Genomic DNA, 17,768 nt, shown 5'->3' on the forward strand with positions numbered 1-17,768 from the left:
CTGCTTTCGTACCGGTCATGCTTTCCTTAACTTTGTAGTAACATGGAAAACGACAAGGCATCCGGCAATTTCTCGAAATCAGGCTCAAAACAAAGCAATCAGGGGCGCAAGCCCATAGGCGCAAGAACACCTGCTAATGATCAAACATTCAGCAAGTTACCTCCTCAGGCGGTAGACCTGGAAGAGGCCGTTTTGGGTGCATTGATGATTGAAAAGGATGCGCTTACAGCCGTTGCCGACATTCTCCGGCCGGACAGTTTTTATAAAGAAGCGCACGTCCGGATCTACACCGCGATCATCACGCTTTTTGCTGATTCGGAGCCGATTGATATGCTTACGGTCACTTCCAAACTACGCAGTACGGGAGAGCTCGAACTGATCGGCGGGGCGCAGTACATTATGGAGCTGACTTCAAAGGTCAACTCCGCCGCCAACATTGAATTCCACGCACGCATTATCTCACAGGCTTTTATCAAACGCGAGCTGATCAAAGTCGCGTCGGAAATCCAGCGCGAAGCTTTTGAAGATACTACGGACGTTTTCAGGCTTTTGGACAAAACCGAACAAAGCCTGTTTCAGATCTCTGAATCCAACATTAAGAAAAATTATGCTGATATGGGTGCGCTGATGCGTCAGGCACTGGCAGAACTCGATCAGAAAAAGAATAATAAGGACGGCCTTACCGGTGTTCCATCCGGCTTCAGCGCGCTGGACAGACTGACGTCCGGCTGGCAGAAAACGGAACTAATGATCCTCGCGGCTCGTCCGGGTATGGGAAAAACGGCATTTGTCGTTTCTTCGCTCCGTAACGCCGCCGTGGACTTTAATATGCCTGTTGCGATCTTTTCGCTCGAGATGTCCTCGGTTCAGCTGGTTAATCGTTTGATTTCTGCTGAGGCTGAGATTGATAGTGAAAAGATCCGGAAGGGAAGTCTCGCGCCGCACGAATGGGAGCAATTGCACCACCGCATCCATCGGCTTACCAATGCGCCCATTTACATTGACGACACCCCTGCCCTATCCATTCTCGAACTGCGTGCAAAATGCCGCCGTCTGAAAGCCCAGCACGACATTCAAATGATCGTGATTGACTATCTTCAGTTAATGACCGGGGATACGGGTGGTAAAGGGGCAGGAAACCGGGAACAGGAAATTGCCATGATCTCGCGTTCGCTTAAAAACCTTGCAAAAGAGCTTGATGTGCCGGTTATCGCACTATCGCAGCTGAGCCGGGCCGTTGAAACGCGTGGCGGTGAAAAAAGACCGCAACTTTCAGATTTAAGGGAATCAGGATCGATCGAGCAGGATGCTGATATGGTTCTCTTCCTATATCGTCCTGAATACTACGGTATTACAGAAGATGAATCGGGAAATTCTGTTGCAGGAATCGGTGAAGTCATCGTTGCCAAAAACCGGGCAGGATCATTGGATACAGTTCAGTTAAGGTTTATTGGAAAATACACCAAATTCACCGACCTAGACTCGCAATTCACACCAGCACCATTCTCCGTAGACCGCCCGATCCCAACCACAAATCCGATCGCATCATTCGAAAGCCAGAGCAAGCCCGCTCCCGCAGGCGGAACGCTGAGAAGCAGGGCAAATGACCTGAGTAATTTTGATTACAAAGGCCCCGATAGCGAGCCGCCGTTCTGACCTTCGGCTCCGCTCAGTCTGACAAGGACTTCGGCTCCGCTCATCTGACAAGGACTTCGGCTCCGCTCAGGCTGACAGGGACTTCGGCTTCGCTCAGTTTGACAATAGCAGTACGCTACTGTCAGACTGAGCGGAGCCGAAGTCAGACCACAGGAACGCGCCGCACCAGCAACGCCACATTCTCCACATGGTGCGTGTTCGGGAACATATCTACCGGCTGCACCTTTGTCACTTCATAATCACCTGTCATCAAAGCAAGGTCGCGTGCTTGCGTAGCTGTGTTGCAGCTTACATACACAATGCGGTCGGGTGCTGCTTTCAGGATCGTTTCTACGACGGGCTGATCCATTCCGGCGCGTGGCGGATCGGTAATGATGACGTCCGGCCTTCCGTGCTCTTGCAGGAAACTTTCATTCATAATGCCGCGCATATCTCCTGCGAAAAAAGATGTATTCGTAATGCCGTTGAGTTCAGAGTTTTTCCTCGCGTCCTGCACAGCGGCGTCTACATATTCTACACCAACCACTTTTTTGGCCCGGCGCGCTACAAAATTGGCAATGGTTCCGGTTCCTGTGTAAAGGTCATAAACCGATTCGTTGCCTGTCAGACCAGCAAATTCCCTTGCTACGCTGAAAAGCTGGTAAGCCTGCTCGGAATTAGTCTGGTAAAAGGATTTTGGGCCAACAAGGAAAGTCAGATCTTCCATCGTCTCCCGAATCGTCGTTTCCCCTGCATAATGGATCACTTCCTGGTCCTGATAAGAATCGTTTCCCTTCAAATTCACAATGTAATTCAGCGAAGTGATTTCGCTGTGCGTTTTGTGCAAATACTGCATCACCTGCTCAATGGCTTCATCATTCTGCTCGCCAAATTGCACGATCACCATCACATCGCCCGAATTGGCCGTTCGCACAACCAGGTTCCTGAGCGTTCCCCTATTGAAGCGGACGTCGTAATAAGGAATGTTGTGCAACTCGCCGAAATGATGCAGGGAATTGCGGATCGTGTTTGAAGGATCCGGTTGGAGATGGCAATGGTCTACGGTAAAAATTTTGTCAAAACGCTTGGGAACGTGGAAACCGAGCGCGTGCTTCGTAAATGTTGCACCGGAATCCATCTGGTCTTGGGTAAGCCAGCGCCAGTTTGAGAAAGTAAATTCAAGCTTGTTCCTGTAATATTCCGTTTTTGGCGCTGCGATAATCTCGTTAATGCGCACATCCTTAATGTGCCCGATCCGCTGAAAATGATCAACAACCTGCTGTCTTTTGAATTTAAGCTGATGCTCGTAAGCAATATGTTGCCATTTGCAGCCCCCGCATACAACGTTATGCAGGCAATATGGGTCTGTCCTGAGAGGCGACTTGGAATGGATCTTCGTAACGATCGCCTCCTTTAATTTTTTCTTGGTTTTAACAACTTGCAAATCAACTATGTCACCGGGAGCCACATTTCCTTCTACAAAAATTACGCCGTCTTCTGATTTAAATATACATTTGCCTTCTGCCGCAAAATCGGTAATTTCAACGTATTCATACTTGATATTCTTAACCATATTTCTTTTTTAAATTTCTAATTCCAAATCCTATCGGATAAATTCTACTCCCTTATCAAGCCATGAAAAAACGGTATATCTTGTTCATGCTGATGCTGTTTGCCTTTTCCAAAACTTATGCAACCCATATCGTTGGCGGTCAGCTTTTTATCACTGAAAATCCGAACAATTATTATAATTATAACATCGGCCTTACGATGTATTTTGATGCCCTCAATGGCAATCCCGGCGCTGAGGATCCTTTTGTCAACATTTACGTCTTCAGAAAACGCGACAATCAACCGATCGGTTATCTTCAGGCCCCAAAAATAGAACGAAAATCGGTCACCTATGCTAATCCGCAGTGTGGAATATCGTCGCTCGAAACATATATGATCACGTACAGCCTGCCATTGCGGCTGGAACCAACCGATTTCAGCGATCCGCAGGGCTATTATATGGTTTGGGACCGCTGCTGCCGAAACGGGACTATTACAAACATTCAGGCACCTGGCGATGCAGGAAGCCTTTTTTACCTGGAATTTCCGCCGCTTTTCAAAAACAATGCAAATTTTAAAAACTCCTCCCCTGTTTTCCCTGCGATCAAAGGCGATTATGCCTGCGTAAACTCCCCGTTTTTCTTCGATTTTGGAGGAAAGGACGCTGACGGCGACAGCCTGACTTACAAGTTGATCACACCGATGCAGGGGTTTTCTGACAAAGCCAATCCGAGCGTGGAAGCCAGAGGTTCGTCCAATTATCCGCGACTCACGTGGCTGCCGGGTATATCAGAAGCTAATATTATCCCTGGCCCCAAACCATTAACTGTGAATCCTAAAACGGGAATGCTGTCCGTTACACCCGGCAATGTCGGGTTGTATGTGTTTGCTGTGCAGGTGGATGAATTTAGAAATGGTGTTAAAATCGGAAGCCTTACCCGTGATTTTCAGCTCAAAGTCGTTGATTGTCCCAAAATGGATGCGCCGAAGTTGTTGTTTAAACCAAAAGGGAAAAACACATATTATACAGAGAACGAAATCATTACCGTCAAAGAAGGCGACCCGAACTGCTTCGAAGTGATGGTCACAGATCCCACGATCAATCAGATCATCCGTATTAATGGCCGCGCTATTAACCATTCCAAAGACTATTTTACGATCCTGCCGGCGGAATTCAGGACCAAAATCGCCAACGACACATTGAAATTTGAAGTATGCCTGGACGAGTGCTTCGTAACCTACGACCAGCGCCCGATCAAGATTGAACTGATCGCAGAGGATGAAAGCTGCCCGGTCCCGCTGATAGACACGCTGAGCATCCTGATCCGCCGCGAAAGCAGCGGCAACAAATCGCCTGAGGTAACCACTTCCCTACCCGGCCAGTTTGTGCATGTCACCGCCGGCGTGCCTGTTGTTTTCACAGTGTACGGAAAAGACATCGATCGCGACAGCATTGCCCTCTCCGGCCGCGGGCAGGATTTCAATATGGTGGATATGGCAATGGATTTTAAAGCCATCAGCGGTAAAGCGCAGATTCAGCAGACATTCAAATGGACGCCGCCCTGTAATGCGAAGAAAGGCGACACACTCGCCGTGGATTTCAAAGTGGAGGACATGCGCTGTGTCGGAAATCCGCTGGCCGTTTCGAAGCCTGTATATTTTATTGTTGATGAATCGCCTAACACCCCGCCATTGGTTGAAACATCGCTCGCCACACCAGAGGTCATTTACACCATCGGAGCCAGTAACGAAATCGTTTTTGATGTGCTGGCCACAGATCCCGATACAAACACCATCAGCCTCGCCGCCGCCGGGCGCGGATTCAGCATTGCCGATGCCGGGATGAAGTTCGCCAATAAAACCGGCGTGAAAGAAGTAACTTCTCCCTACGCCTGGTCACCCGAATGCACGATGCTCGAAGGCCAGTCCGAGAGAACCTTCCTGATCGACTTCATTACCCAGGATAAGAGCTGCGCCGCTGCAACGGATACAACGACTGTGAAGGTCATCGTGAAAGACGATACTTCGGATGTCGCGCCCGAATTCCCGAATGTCATTACGCCCAATAGCGACGGCAAAAATGACTGCTTTGTTCTGGAACATTTGCCCGCCGACAATTGCGTAAATCAGTTCAAAGATGTGACAATTTTTAACCGTTGGGGCAAGCAGGTTTATTACTCTAAAATCCGCAAAAACTGGTGCCCCACCAGCATCTCACAAGGCTATTACTACTACGTCGTTCAGTACACCAAAAAATCGTATAAAGGCGGTTTGACAATTCTCAAATAAAGCTCCATAACATTCGAAAGAAGTATACATTCGATATGCTGGATACATTCCGGCATATCGATATGTATGATACATTAACTACATTACTAAATATTAAGATGTATATAATGTATAGATTTTTAAGTACTAATTTTATTTATAAAAAGTACTAAATGTATTTGTCATGATGAATTCTCAATACTAAGTCTACATACAAATCATATAATACTTTTTATAAATTCTTATATTTAAATAGTAGTTAATGTTTAGTACTTATGTAATGTTAAGTAATATTATACTTATTAAATGTATTAATTATTAAGTAATTGATTAACAGTTATTTATCTAGAATCCCGCAGCATTAACCAAGACGTCATAAACTGGATAAAATAAAAATCCATCTTTTTTCTTGCGTCTCAATTGCAAATTTTCAACCTTTATACTGTAATATTAATCATTACAGTAAATGAATAATGGACGTTTTGCGATCTCTGTTCATATCCTTTCCTTACTCGCTTTTGAGGAGGAAGAATGGATATCGTCTGAGTATTTGGCGGGCAGCATCAACATTAATCCTGTGCTTGTGCGCAAGGAGCTTGGCAACCTTCGGGCGCGTGGCCTGGTCATCAGCAAGGAAGGTAAGGCTGGCGGCAGCCAACTTGCAAAGCCCGCTGAATCGATTTTCATGTCTGAAATTTATGATGCGGTACGGCAGAATGATCTGCTTGGAAAGGGCATCAATGCACCCAATCCCAAGTGCCGTGTAGGGCGTCAAATCAATGGCTATCTGGATGAACTTTACACCGAGGCAGAGCTTGCATTACGGGGCAGTTTAAGCAAGAAATCGCTGGCAGATTTTTGCCGTAATTTCGAGACTGTACACCCGAAAACTTAACCAGTTAAATAGCTTAAACACCCCCCATTTACAATCTCAATCAATCACCATTTTAAATCAAACCCCAAGAATGAAAGTAGCATTAATCGGCGCAACAGGATTTGTAGGCGCCCCGCTTTTACAAGAATTCATTTCCCGTGGCCACGAAGTTGTAGCCATCGCCAGGAACATTGAAAAGATCCCGTCCGACAACGACTTAATCATTGCCAGACAAGCAGACGTTCTCAACACCGAAGAAGTGGCGAAAGCCGTTGCAGGCGTCGATGCCGTTGTCAGCGCTTATAATCCTGGCTGGACCAATCCGGATATTTACGACGAATATCTCAGAGGAGCTGCATCCATTCAGTCCGGTGTGAAGCAGGCAGGCGTAAAAAGATTTCTCGTAATCGGCGGTGCCGGAAGCCTTGAAGTTGCCCCCGGATTGCAACTAATCGACACACCCGAATTCCCGGAAGAATACAAAGCAGGGGCAGGAGCAGCACGCAAGTACCAGGGTGAGATCAAAGCTGAAAGTGAATTGGATTGGACGTATTTGAGTCCGGCAATCGAGATGCATCCGGGTACCTCAGGCAAGAGAACAGCCGCATACCGGACTTCGCTCGATACACCAGTGTTCAATGAAAATGGTAGAAGTATCATTTCAGTAGAAGATCTATCTGTTGCAGTTGTTGATGAGATCGAAAATCCAAAACATATTAACGAACGTTTTACAGTGGCTTACTAGCTCATTTACTGAATTTTAACACGTCAGATTTGTATAGATAGTTCTAAATGTAAAATATGAAATATTAGGCCATTTCATTTAGGCCTATCTATACGAATAAATTTATTTAAAAGTATTATACTTATCAAAAGTAATTTATATTTAATATTATTATATCCTAATGTTAGTATTAAACTTTATATTAGTTCGATATGATTAGATCTTTTACAAGGTTTTAAATGTATATAACTTATTTACAAGCTTGATGACTTCTGCTTCTTAGAAATACACAAAATGGATTATCTTTGGATTTGCATTAAAAATCTCTCTACCTTCCTATAAAAACCAAAAGAACAAAGGCCGGATCAGATGAAAAGTTATGACGCTGAGGCGGGATTATTAGCGGAAAAATAAAGTTCTTTGTAGCCCATTTGCTGACACCAACTTCGTTCCAATGAAATACCGCATTACCGGCTTACTATTTGTTCTTGCCTTATTAAGCAACTCGCAGGCCTACTCACAGCGGTTCCTGATGGACCTGGTGGACACCACCAACCAGATGGGAAAAGGAATGTTGTCCATTTACGAGCGCTACAATCGCGTACGGATCAGCGGATATATTCAGCCACAATTCCAATACATTGCAAAGAAGGGTGCGGAAACATATGGCGGTGGTAATTTTTCGGCGCAGGCCAACAATCGCTTTATGCTTCGTCGGGGTCGGCTTCGTGTAGATTATGCGCATTTAAATGAGAAAAGCGAGCCGACTTCATACTTCGTTTTCCAGTTCGACGGGACTGAGCGCGGGGTGGCCATCCGGGATTTCTGGGGCAGGTTTTATGAAAACAAATTCAAAATTTTCGCGCTGACTACCGGAATGTTCGCACGGCCATTTGGCTATGAGGTAAACCTTTCTTCGGCCAACCGGGAAACGCCGGAACGGGGAAGAATGTCTCAGATCCTCATGCGGACGGAAAGGGATATCGGCGCAATGCTGACAGTGACCAGCCGGAAATCAGTTGAATGGCGGCAAAAGCTTAAACTCGATGTGGGCGTTTTCAACGGTCAGGGAATGTCGGGACCAATGGATTATGACAGTCACAAAGACATCATCGGCCGGTTGAGTGTAAAACCTTCAAATGTGCGCGCATTGGGTGGAGCCATTGTCTCCGGGGCCATTTCCGGTTATGCCGGCGGAATAACCAGCCAGTCGCCCGTTATATATCGCACAAGGGCCGATGCAGGTGAATATGCAATGGTCCGTGACTCAGCGGCGGGAAATCTGAACAAAGTTTCGCCACGGAACTACGCCGGTGCCGATTTTCAAATCTCCTTCCCGAACAGAAAAGGCGAAACAGAATTCCGGCTGGAATACATTCGCGGCGATCAGACTGCGACATTTGCCAGCAGTGAGACACCCGGCGTTTATCCAGTAACGAACGGGACAAAAGATCCGCTGTATACCCGGAATTTCGATGGCGCCTACTTCTATTTTTTACAGCATTTGGGCAGTCTGGAACATCAGTTTGTCATGAAATACGACTGGTACGATCCGAACAAACGCGTTTCCGGCACCGAATTGACGGACGCCAGGGGTTTCAACAAGGCTGACCTGCGTTATGACACGATCGGAATGGGATATGTTTATACAGCGAATGAATCGCTCAAATTCATATTCTATTATGATTTTGTCAGAAACGAAAAATCCGCTTTAAAAGGATTTGAAACGGATGTGTCCGACGACCTTTTCACTTGCCGTGTTCAGTATAATTTCTAGCTTCCGAAGCGTTCTGTGAGGATTTTGCGGCGATATTCGAAGATTTGATTGACCTCATTTCTCACAAAAAGCGCATTGACAATGTCTCCAAGAAAACCAAAGGGAACCTTGTAATTCAGGATGTCTTCCATCATTACGCCTTCCGGGATGGATGTGAACCGGTGCTGATGGTGCCAGAATGCATAAGGCCCAAAGCGTTGCTCATCTACAAAATACTGTTTATCAGCCACATGCGTGATTTCGGTGCACCATTTTAGCGGAATGCCGAGCACGGGTTTAACGATGTAACGGATGATTTGTCCCGCATACATTTCACCGCCATGATGCCTGGAAGTCACAACAAAGCCCATTTTGGCCGGGGTAATCTCCTTTAAATTAGCTGGATTAGAGAAAAACGACCAGGCTTCATCGAGTGAAATGGGAAGATTTTGTTTGAAATATAACTCTTGCACGTGATATAGATTTTGTATAAGCTACATACGCTAAAATACGCGTACCAGACCAAATAATGCATTCTTGGCATGATTTTCTCTATGTTTTGGCATGACCTAATTGCAAAAATATGAACAGAAAACTGATTGCAACGACATCCACATCCATCTATTCCAGCCCTTCGTCCGTTTGGAAGGCGTTGATAGATCCAGAAATTGTTAAACAATATATGTACGGCGCGGAAGTGTATTCTGACTGGCAAGTTGGCAGCCCGATCACCTACAAGGGTGTTTGGGATGGCACACCTTATGAGGACAAAGGGACGATCCTGGAAATTATTCCCGAGCGCGTGCTTAGCTTCTCATATTGGAGCCCGCTTTCCGGCACCGAAGATTTTGAAGACAATTATGCGCATGTGACCTATCACATTTCAGACTATGACGATGAAACCACACTAACCATTACGCAGGACAATCTGGAAACGGATGAAGCGGTGGTGGCGGCGGAAGCGAACTGGATGAAAGTCGTGGGAGATATTAAGCGAATCCTTGAAGGAGAACGGAAACACGTCCTATAATGCATTAGCAAATGGCCAATCCGGGGGAATTCAAACCGGATTGGCTTAGCATTTCTATACTTTCATACTGAGTGCAATGCGCTTTCTTGCTAAATCGACCTCAGTCACTTTCACACTAACAATCTGCTGCAACTTCACAATTTCGTTGGGATCTTTGATAAATTTATCCGCCATTTGCGAAACGTGAACGAGTCCATCCTGTTTCACACCCACGTCAACAAATGCGCCGAATGCGGTAATGTTGGTAACAATGCCAGGCAACACCATACCTACTTTTAAATCTTCCGGTTTCCGGACAGAACTATCAAACTCAAATTTCTTCATGCCCTCCCGCGGGTCGCGCGACGGTTTTTCGAGTTCCAAAAGAATGTCTTTTAATGTTGGCAACCCAACTGAGTCCGAAATGTATTTTTCTGGTTTGATCTGTTTCCTTAACTCAGGTTTTTGAATGAGATCTTTCACATTTGAACCCAAGTCTTTGGCCATTTGAGCGACAACATCATAGCGCTCAGGATGTACAGCACTATTATCCAATGGGTTAGCCCCATTTTCAATACGCAGGAAGCCAGCTGCTTGTTCAAATGCTTTGGATCCGAGACGAGGAACTTTCAATAATTGTTGCCGTGATTTGAAGTCACCATTTTTAGCCCGAAAATCCACGATATTCTGCGCCAGGGACGTTCCCAGGCCAGAAACATAGCGCAAAAGATGCTTGCTTGCCGTGTTGAGATTTACGCCTACGGAATTTACGCAGCTTTCCACGACTGTATCCAAAGCATTTCGCAATGAATTCTGGTCCACATCGTGCTGATACTGACCAACCCCAATCGATTTCGGATCGATTTTAACCAGCTCTGCAAGCGGGTCCATCAAACGGCGGCCGATGGATACAGAGCCTCGAACGGTCACATCCTTATCCGGAAATTCTTCCCGCGCCACATCCGACGCCGAGTAAATCGAAGCGCCCTGTTCGCTAACCATGAACAAGCCAACCACCTCCGACTTCCCTGCCTGTGTCAAGAGCCTTCGTACAAAGTCCTCCGTCTCCCTTCCGGCCGTGCCATTGCCCACGGCGATCGCATCGATTTTCCATTTCTGGATCAGGTCAGAAATCTTGGCGCTTGCTTCACTGGGTTTGTCAAAGGGATAAATTACAAGATCGGCAACCAGATTTCCCTGGCTATCGAGCACCACAACCTTGCAGCCTGTCCGGTAACCTGGATCAATAGCGAGCACGTTTTTCTGCCCGAGCGGTGATGCGAGCAATAATTGCCGCAGATTTTCGGTAAATACTTGTATAGCAGCGATATCCGCCTTCTCTTTTGAAAGATTGGCAAATTCTGTTTCAATGGATGGTTTTAGAAGTCGCTTATAACTGTCGGAAATCGCAAGTTCCATTTGCGTAAGGACGGCTGGCGGACCTTTGCGGAAAAGGCGATCCAGTGCTTCAATGGCCTGATCTTCATCCGGCGAGATCGTCACATTCAGGATCCCCTCTTCTTCTCCACGGCGGATCGCAAGAAGCCTGTGTGAGGGAATGCGTGACAATGGCTCGGAGAAATCAAAATAATCACGGTATTTGACGCCTTCTTCCTCTTTTTTCTTTTTAACCTTCGAAGTAATGATGCCGCCTCGCTGGAAAAGATTGCGAATGCGCGTCCGTGAGTCCTGATTTTCATTGATCCACTCAGCGATAATGTCCCGGGCTCCTTGCAATGCATCATCCGCGGTCGGAACCTGATCATTCACAAACGACGCTGCCTTTCGCTCCGGATCCGGCTCTTTACCTGTAAAAACGAGTTGCGCCAGCGGTTCAAGTCCCCGCTCGATAGCGATCCCTGCACGCGTTTTTCGTTTTTGTTTGTAGGGAAGATAAATGTCTTCCAGTTCAACCATTGTAAAAACGCCCGCCAGCTGCTTGCGAAGTTCGGGAGTAAGTTTTCCCTGTTCTTCAATGCTTTTCAAAATGGCTTCGCGTCGTTTTTCCACTTCCAGCTGTTTTTGCCACGCGTCCCTGATTGCTCCGATCTGCACCTCATCCAGCCCGCCCGTGGCTTCTTTCCGGTATCGGGAAATGAACGGCAGCGTCGCGCCTTCCTCGAAAAGTTGAATGGTATTTCGAACCTGTTTCTCTGAAATGGACGTTTGCTGGGCTATATAGGGGAAATTCATGGCTTAGAACGGGCTATTCGTTAAATCGACTTTGTGAAATTCTTTCCGCAAATAAAGCAGATATTCGTAGATTTAGTGCCTTTAACTTTCCTAACCTATGCCCGTTTTTATGAAATTGCTGAGCAGAATTGTAGTCATTTCGCTTTTGTTGCTTCTGACATTGACACCATTCATTTCCCGGGCTCAGTCACCATTCAAAGTCATTGCATTCTTTACAGGAAAAAATGATAAAGCACATATAAGCTTTGTGGGAGAAGCTAATAGGCGCTTATCTGAAATGGCCAGGCAGAACAGCTTTACCTACGATACAACGAGCAATTGGAATAACCTGAACGCCGACTTTCTTGCTGACTATCAGGTTGTTTTATTTCTTGACACAAGGCCTGAAACGCCTGCGCAGCGTGACGCTTTTCAAAATTATATGCAAAACGGCGGCGGCTGGCTGGGATTTCATTTTTCCGCATTTGCATTAACGCCTTCCGCATACCCGCAAAACTGGGATTGGTATCACAATGATTTTCTTGGTTCAGGCCAGTATAAGAGCAATACGTGGCGGCCAACGTCGGCTATCTTGAAAGTTGAAGATTCTAAAAGTGACATTACCAAAGCGTTGCCTGCAACATTCAAAGCTTCGCCTAATGAATGGTATCGCTGGGAAAAGGATCTGAAAGCAAACTCGGACATTCAAATTCTGCTATCCATTGATCCGGCGAGTTTTCCGTTAGGAACTGGCCCTAAGCAGCACGAAATCTGGCATAGCGGCTATTATCCGGTTGTTTGGAGCAACAAAAAATACAAGATGGTGTACATGAATATGGGACACAATGACATTGACTATGAGAACAAAACAGACAAAGAGCTCTCATTCACTTTTGATAATCCCACTCAGAATCAATTGATATTGAACACCATACTGTGGTTGGGGAAGAGAAATTAAACTACAAAAATGGGAAATGTTACAACCCCATTTTTGTAGCGATCAAGAAGCTGATTAGGGCAGCTGATATCATGGATTTTCAGACTCGATATCCCCTACTTCCCGCTCATCGGTTTCCTCCGCAGGCTCGTCGGTATTGAATCGGTTTCCGGTGCTTACCTCGGGCGCATCAGCGCCTGGCACATCCGGTGTCGGGTTCATGGGACCCATTTGACCTGGTTCACCATAACTTGGCACAGGCTGCTGTCTGGGTTGTCTGTCGACAGTTTCGTCGTCGAGCCTTTCTTCCCGTTTTTCTGTCTGGGATTTCATAATGTTCAGTTTTATTTGCCTGGACTTCGCAAAAAACCGTGCCTTACAACATTACCCCTATTTCTTTTGCAATAAAGCCATATAAAATCCATCCGTGCCATCGCTGGCGACGGAAGTACGATGCGCTGAAATGAATTTCCATTCCCGTTTATTGGCCTTCATGAATCGTTTTACCTGATCCTCGGATTCGGAAGGAAGCACGCTGCATGTGGCATAAACCATCTTGCCGCCGGGTTTCACCATTTGGCTGTATTGGTTGAGAATCTGCCACTGGACTTTTTTGATCTCTTCTAAAAATTGCGGTTTAAGCTTCCATTTGGAATCGGGGTTCCTTCTTAGCACACCCAATCCAGAACACGGAACGTCGAGCAGCAGCCTGTCCGCCGTTCCCGCAAGCGTTTCAATGAGCTTGTCAGATGAAATTAGCATGGTTTCCAGGTTTTTTACACCATTTCGGTCGGCCCGCTTTTTGAGTTCAAGCAGCTTGTGATATTCAACGTCCATGGCCAGAATAGAACCTTCATTTTGCAGCAGCGACGCAATGTGCAGCGTCTTCCCGCCCGCACCCGCACAAGCGTCAATGACGCTTAATCCGGGGTGAATGTCCAGATAGGGCGCTATGAGTTGTGAACCAGCGTCCTGAACCTCAAAAAACCCCTGTTTGAAAGCATCGTGATTTAATATGTTCTGGCGCTTTTTCAAAACGAGCGCATCGGGAATGCCGGCTATTTCTGATGCGCAGTCTTGTCCAAAAACCTCCTTAACCGCATCAACATTTGATTTCAATGTATTTACCCGGATCACAACAGGCGCCTGCTGGTTCAAAGCGGCCAGCTCTGCATCCCATGCCTCGCCCAGTTCCGCAACGCCGATGGCGTCAATCCAATCGGGAACGGACTGCGCGATTTTTCGAACGGTTAATCCTTCCTCATATCTGGCCAATACACTTTCAGCATGAATGTCCTCAAATTCGGGCCATTCGGGAAGTTGGCCATCATCTTCCGTTTGAAGATGGATGGGTTTAACAATTTGCCAGACGCCCACAACTTTCCAAAACTCCTCAGGATCAGATACTTTCTCAATATCCGCGGCAAATTTGATCAGCCGCCACCAGCGCACGATCTCATAAGTGTTACCCGCGATAAAAGCGCGATCCCGTGCGCCCCACTTTTTGTTCGATTTCAAAAGCTGCTCTACAACGCGGTCAGCCTGGCGATTTTTAACAAATATGTGCTGCAATGCCTCAACCGTTGCGGCAACCAATCCTTTATATAGTTTCAAAATATCTTTTTTAAACAAACACCTCTTTGAAGCGGTAAAAATGGTAAGGTCTGGCGTACAAAACAATTTTTCAATGCAAAGGCATGGTTTTTAAGCCATTCGGTATATGGATAGCTACATCATTACGATTACGATCATTGGGATAGCGGTGCTCGGAATGGCCTGGATGCCTTCATTTACGAAAACAACCGGAATTTCTGACTCAGTGGTCTTTGTCGCCTTGGGTGTCATCGTTTATGAGTTCCTGGATGTCCTTCCCAATCCTAATCCCATCATATTCAATGTACAGACCATTCATTTGACCGAAATGGTCGTCGTGATTTCCCTGATGGGCACCGGTTTGAAGATCGATAAACCATTCTCATTCAGGGCTTGGGCTGTTCCGTTTCGGATGCTTACAATCACAATGGTGCTATGCATTGCTTCCGTTACTTTCATCGCTTATTATTTTTTGCAATTCGACCTTGCCTCTGCATTGCTGCTGGGTTCGGTTTTAGCGCCTACTGATCCTGTTTTGGCAGCCGATGTGCAAGTTGGGCCGCCTATGGAGCAAGTGAAAGACCAGGTTCGCTTTTCGCTCACTGCAGAAGCCGGAATGAATGATGGTATGGCATTCCCGTTTACCTGGCTGGCGATATTGCTGGCAGGTTCCGCCACCGGTAACTTCGACGAGTTTGCAGGCGATTGGTTTCGAATTGACTTTGTTTATAAAATTATTGCAGGAATCGGGTTAGGCCTACTGCTCGGCTGGATCCTGGCTTATCTGATTTTCAATTTTTCGGAAAAACGCAAGTCTATCGATCTTAATGATGGGTTTATTGCGGTGGCCGCGGCGCTGGCGGTATTTGGTGTAGTTGAATTGCTGGGCGGATATGGCTTTGTGGCCGTTTTTGTGGCAGCTGTAACCATGCGGAACTACGAGCTGAACCACCAGTTCCATAAGGATCTCCATAGTTTCTCAGACCAGACAGAGCGCATTCTTGTCGCCATTGTGTTGCTGATCTTCGGCGGCAGCCTGGTGCATGGCATTCTTGATTATCTGACCTGGCAGTATGCGCTGTTATCATTATTTTTCCTGCTGGTCATACGCCCGGTTTCGTCATTGATCGCTTTGATTGGTACAAAATTGCATTTCAAAGAACGGATGGGCATTGGTTTTTATGGAATCCGGGGCGTCGGATCCTTTTATTATCTAGCATTTGCATTGAGTAAGGAGACATTTTTAATGGACAAAGAGCTCTGGTCAACAGTATCATTCATTGTATTACTTTCTGTGGCGATGCACGGCCTCACGGCAACACGCGTCATGACGAGCCTTGAAAAGAAGTTTTCCAAATCGGTTTAATTGCTTTTAAATATCACATCATAAAAAATTAGCGTCATGGAATCTCAAAATGTAGTTATCTGCCCACCCGAACTAACTTCCCGTCCTTTGGGATTAAAGGTCGAGAAACGAATTGCATTGCCTGTTGCAAAGGTTTTCAAAGCCTGGACGCAGCAAATCGATCTCTGGTTTGCATCGCCAGGTTCATTTCTGGGAAAGCCCGAACCAAACACGCCATTTTATTTCGAAACCTCCTTCGAAGGCATCAGGCATCCGCACTATGGCCGGTTCTTAACCATACAGGAAGACGAAAGGATCGAATTGGCCTGGGTAACCGGCGAGGGCGGCACGGAGGGTGCGGAAACGGTGGTGACGGTTTCGCTGGCTGCGCATGAAAATGGGACATTTGTGAGCCTTACCCATGCAGGATTTCTCAATGAGGCTTCCAGAAATAAGCATCAGGAAGCCTGGCCGGTCATATTGGACCAGCTCGAAGAAAGAATGTCCAGGCCTGTGGATTAATAGATGTTCTGAGGCAGCCTGACTTCAAAGGTTGTGCCTTTTCCCAGGATTGAATGGATCTTCATTTCACCTTCCAGACTGTCAATCAAATGCTTAACCAGCGCTAAACCGAAACCAAACCCTGGCTCGCCGCTCGTTCCGCCCGTGGACGCCGCATTACCGGCAAGTATTTGCTGAATGCTATCCGCGGTCATGCCCACTCCATTATCGGTCACAGAAATGATGAGGGTGGGCATTTCCAATGTAATGGCCAATCTCAGGTCCACCGTGATCGTGCCGCCAACCGGCGTGAATTTGATGGCATTCGAAATGATGTTACCGGTAATTTGAAGCAATTTGTTTTTTGAAAAAGCTACATTTTCGGTCAGGCTGCTCGTGGTGATGCTTAGAACGACGTTTTTGTGCTTTGCCTGGGGCTCATACAATTTCAGGAGTTTTTCCTTAAACAGAACCAGATTAAACCGGTTGCTATCCAAAATCCCGTTTTGGGAAGGGGCTGACTTGTTTTCCTTATGTGAATCAAGAATTTCCTCAGCCAGATCAAGAATGGAATTGCCGCTTTTATGAATAAGGTTTACAAATTCCAGCACTTCATCCATATGATTATCTTCGCCCTGGTCTTTAATGATCTGCGCGAGTCCTACAATCCCGCCCAATGGCCCGCGAATGTCGTGTGCCACCTTTTTCTGGGTTTGCTTAGCCTCATTAAGCTTATTCCGAAGATTTTCCAGCACCTTGTGCGTTTTGAGCCTGCTGACAATTTCATCAGCAATGATCTTCATTAACTCAATTTTCTCGGGATCAAGCACCTTCCGCTCCGTATCCAGGACGCATAAGGCACCTATTTGCAGCCCTTTGCTGGTTTTCAACGGCACACCATAATAATAACGGACATTAGGGCCACCGGTCACATAAAATTTATCCTTAAAACGATCGTCCTTTGACAAGTCTGCAACCTCAAACTGCTCAGTCTCCATGATGGTGTACTGACATACCGATTCTTCGCGAAGCATCTGATCCAGGTCCAAACCATAGTTTGAAATCGTCCATTGCGTCAGGGAGTCGATCAGGTTGACGAGCGAGATGGAAGTTCCCGTCACTTTGGCGGCCAGTTTGGCTAAATCCTTGAACGTATCCTGGTGGTCAGAGTAATCGAGGTCAAAATCAGAAAGGCTGAATAACCTTTCCATTTCGTTTTCAGGGATAGGTGATAAATTTTCCAAATGTTTAAAAATTCAGGCTGGTTTGCTGCTTCGAATATACTCACAAAACATCTATCTGTTTCGTACTAGTTCGGGGTTTTCCAACAGTTAATTATCAAGCACGACTTTTGTACATACATTATCAAAGTGCATTATATACCAACATCTGACTGATAGTAA

Annotated in this window: 15 protein-coding genes; 9 read left to right on the forward strand and 6 right to left on the reverse strand. The window is 46.3% G+C overall.

Going from position 1 to position 17,768, the window contains the following annotated elements; all coding sequences use genetic code 11:
- Nucleotides 1-42 precede the first annotated feature (42 nt).
- Nucleotides 43-1,656: a replicative DNA helicase gene (dnaB, locus tag L0659_RS24450; protein ID WP_235129222.1), complete on the forward strand. Its 1,614-nt coding sequence runs from the start codon at nucleotides 43-45 to the stop codon at nucleotides 1,654-1,656.
- 142 nt (nucleotides 1,657-1,798) lie between these two features.
- On the opposite strand, the gene rlmD is transcribed toward dnaB, so the two are convergent.
- The gene (gene rlmD, locus L0659_RS24455; protein ID WP_235129223.1) at nucleotides 1,799-3,208 is read right to left on the reverse strand and encodes a 23S rRNA (uracil(1939)-C(5))-methyltransferase RlmD; all 1,410 of its coding nucleotides are present in this window, start codon (nucleotides 3,206-3,208) and stop codon (nucleotides 1,799-1,801) included.
- A gap of 62 nt (nucleotides 3,209-3,270) precedes the next feature.
- Between rlmD and L0659_RS24460 the strand changes: the two genes are divergently transcribed.
- The 4 genes from L0659_RS24460 (at nucleotide 3,271) to L0659_RS24475 (ending at nucleotide 8,829) form a co-directional block, all read left to right on the forward strand.
- Nucleotides 3,271-5,475 carry a gliding motility-associated C-terminal domain-containing protein gene (locus L0659_RS24460; RefSeq protein WP_235129225.1) on the forward strand — a complete coding sequence of 735 codons (2,205 nt, stop codon included), beginning with the start codon at nucleotides 3,271-3,273 and terminating at the stop codon, nucleotides 5,473-5,475.
- Nucleotides 5,476-5,920: 445 nt separating this feature from the next.
- Nucleotides 5,921-6,349: an Rrf2 family transcriptional regulator gene (locus L0659_RS24465; RefSeq protein WP_235129227.1), complete on the forward strand. Its 429-nt coding sequence runs from the start codon at nucleotides 5,921-5,923 to the stop codon at nucleotides 6,347-6,349.
- A gap of 70 nt (nucleotides 6,350-6,419) precedes the next feature.
- Nucleotides 6,420-7,073, forward strand: coding sequence for an NAD(P)-dependent oxidoreductase (locus L0659_RS24470; RefSeq protein WP_235129228.1), 654 nt, complete (start codon nucleotides 6,420-6,422; stop codon nucleotides 7,071-7,073).
- 433 nt (nucleotides 7,074-7,506) lie between these two features.
- Nucleotides 7,507-8,829, forward strand: a complete 1,323-nt coding sequence (locus tag L0659_RS24475; RefSeq protein WP_235129230.1) for a porin — start codon at nucleotides 7,507-7,509, stop codon at nucleotides 8,827-8,829.
- On the opposite strand, the gene L0659_RS24480 is transcribed toward L0659_RS24475, so the two are convergent.
- Nucleotides 8,826-9,281 (reverse strand): SRPBCC family protein, encoded by a 456-nt coding sequence (locus tag L0659_RS24480; protein WP_235129231.1) that lies wholly within the window; start codon nucleotides 9,279-9,281, stop codon nucleotides 8,826-8,828. The two genes, L0659_RS24475 and L0659_RS24480, sit on opposite strands and share 4 nt — an antisense overlap.
- A 110-nt stretch (nucleotides 9,282-9,391) precedes the next feature.
- Between L0659_RS24480 and L0659_RS24485 the strand changes: the two genes are divergently transcribed.
- Nucleotides 9,392-9,838 carry an SRPBCC domain-containing protein gene (locus tag L0659_RS24485; protein WP_235129232.1) on the forward strand — a complete coding sequence of 149 codons (447 nt, stop codon included), beginning with the start codon at nucleotides 9,392-9,394 and terminating at the stop codon, nucleotides 9,836-9,838.
- Between the two features lie 54 nt (nucleotides 9,839-9,892).
- Here L0659_RS24485 and L0659_RS24490 read toward each other — a convergent pair whose 3' ends face one another.
- On the reverse strand, nucleotides 9,893-12,010 hold the full coding sequence (locus tag L0659_RS24490) for a Tex family protein (protein WP_235129233.1): 2,118 nt from the start codon (nucleotides 12,008-12,010) through the stop codon (nucleotides 9,893-9,895).
- 109 nt (nucleotides 12,011-12,119) lie between these two features.
- On the opposite strand from L0659_RS24490, the gene L0659_RS24495 reads away from it, so the two are divergent.
- On the forward strand, nucleotides 12,120-12,947 hold the full coding sequence (locus tag L0659_RS24495; RefSeq protein ID WP_235129234.1) for a ThuA domain-containing protein: 828 nt from the start codon (nucleotides 12,120-12,122) through the stop codon (nucleotides 12,945-12,947).
- A gap of 69 nt (nucleotides 12,948-13,016) precedes the next feature.
- Here L0659_RS24495 and L0659_RS24500 read toward each other — a convergent pair whose 3' ends face one another.
- A complete protein-coding gene (locus L0659_RS24500) occupies nucleotides 13,017-13,259 on the reverse strand; it encodes a hypothetical protein (RefSeq protein ID WP_235129235.1) in 243 nt (80 codons plus the stop codon).
- Between the two features lie 57 nt (nucleotides 13,260-13,316).
- Entirely contained in the window at nucleotides 13,317-14,540 is a 1,224-nt protein-coding gene (locus L0659_RS24505; RefSeq protein ID WP_235129236.1) for an RsmB/NOP family class I SAM-dependent RNA methyltransferase, read from the reverse strand.
- Nucleotides 14,541-14,646: 106 nt separating this feature from the next.
- On the opposite strand from L0659_RS24505, the gene L0659_RS24510 reads away from it, so the two are divergent.
- Nucleotides 14,647-15,885, forward strand: a complete 1,239-nt coding sequence (locus L0659_RS24510) for a sodium:proton antiporter (RefSeq protein WP_235129237.1) — start codon at nucleotides 14,647-14,649, stop codon at nucleotides 15,883-15,885.
- A 36-nt stretch (nucleotides 15,886-15,921) separates the two neighbouring features.
- Nucleotides 15,922-16,386 carry an SRPBCC domain-containing protein gene (locus tag L0659_RS24515; RefSeq protein ID WP_235129239.1) on the forward strand — a complete coding sequence of 155 codons (465 nt, stop codon included), beginning with the start codon at nucleotides 15,922-15,924 and terminating at the stop codon, nucleotides 16,384-16,386.
- Here L0659_RS24515 and L0659_RS24520 read toward each other — a convergent pair.
- Nucleotides 16,383-17,609: a GAF domain-containing sensor histidine kinase gene (locus tag L0659_RS24520; protein WP_235129240.1), complete on the reverse strand. Its 1,227-nt coding sequence runs from the start codon at nucleotides 17,607-17,609 to the stop codon at nucleotides 16,383-16,385. The genes L0659_RS24515 and L0659_RS24520 overlap by 4 nt on opposite strands.
- Nucleotides 17,610-17,768: the final 159 nt, after the last annotated feature.

Origin of the sequence: Dyadobacter sp. CY347 (assembly GCF_021502655.1) — a bacterium.
Taxonomy (GTDB): domain Bacteria; phylum Bacteroidota; class Bacteroidia; order Cytophagales; family Spirosomataceae; genus Dyadobacter.

Excerpts from the sequence above, each read along its gene's own strand:
- L0659_RS24475 (WP_235129230.1), top strand. The coding sequence starts at position 7,507 with ATGAAATACCGCATTACCGGCTTACTATTTGTTCTTGCCTTATTAAGC.
- L0659_RS24495 (WP_235129234.1), top strand. The coding sequence starts at position 12,120 with ATGAAATTGCTGAGCAGAATTGTAGTCATTTCGCTTTTGTTGCTTCTG.
- rlmD (WP_235129223.1), bottom strand. The coding sequence starts at position 3,208 with ATGGTTAAGAATATCAAGTATGAATACGTTGAAATTACCGATTTTGCG.
- L0659_RS24510 (WP_235129237.1), top strand. The coding sequence starts at position 14,647 with ATGGATAGCTACATCATTACGATTACGATCATTGGGATAGCGGTGCTC.
- L0659_RS24490 (WP_235129233.1), bottom strand. The coding sequence starts at position 12,010 with ATGAATTTCCCCTATATAGCCCAGCAAACGTCCATTTCAGAGAAACAG.
- L0659_RS24465 (WP_235129227.1), top strand. The coding sequence starts at position 5,921 with ATGAATAATGGACGTTTTGCGATCTCTGTTCATATCCTTTCCTTACTC.
- L0659_RS24485 (WP_235129232.1), top strand. The coding sequence starts at position 9,392 with ATGAACAGAAAACTGATTGCAACGACATCCACATCCATCTATTCCAGC.
- dnaB (WP_235129222.1), top strand. The coding sequence starts at position 43 with ATGGAAAACGACAAGGCATCCGGCAATTTCTCGAAATCAGGCTCAAAA.
- L0659_RS24500 (WP_235129235.1), bottom strand. The coding sequence starts at position 13,259 with ATGAAATCCCAGACAGAAAAACGGGAAGAAAGGCTCGACGACGAAACT.
- L0659_RS24470 (WP_235129228.1), top strand. The coding sequence starts at position 6,420 with ATGAAAGTAGCATTAATCGGCGCAACAGGATTTGTAGGCGCCCCGCTT.
- L0659_RS24460 (WP_235129225.1), top strand. The coding sequence starts at position 3,271 with ATGAAAAAACGGTATATCTTGTTCATGCTGATGCTGTTTGCCTTTTCC.
- L0659_RS24515 (WP_235129239.1), top strand. The coding sequence starts at position 15,922 with ATGGAATCTCAAAATGTAGTTATCTGCCCACCCGAACTAACTTCCCGT.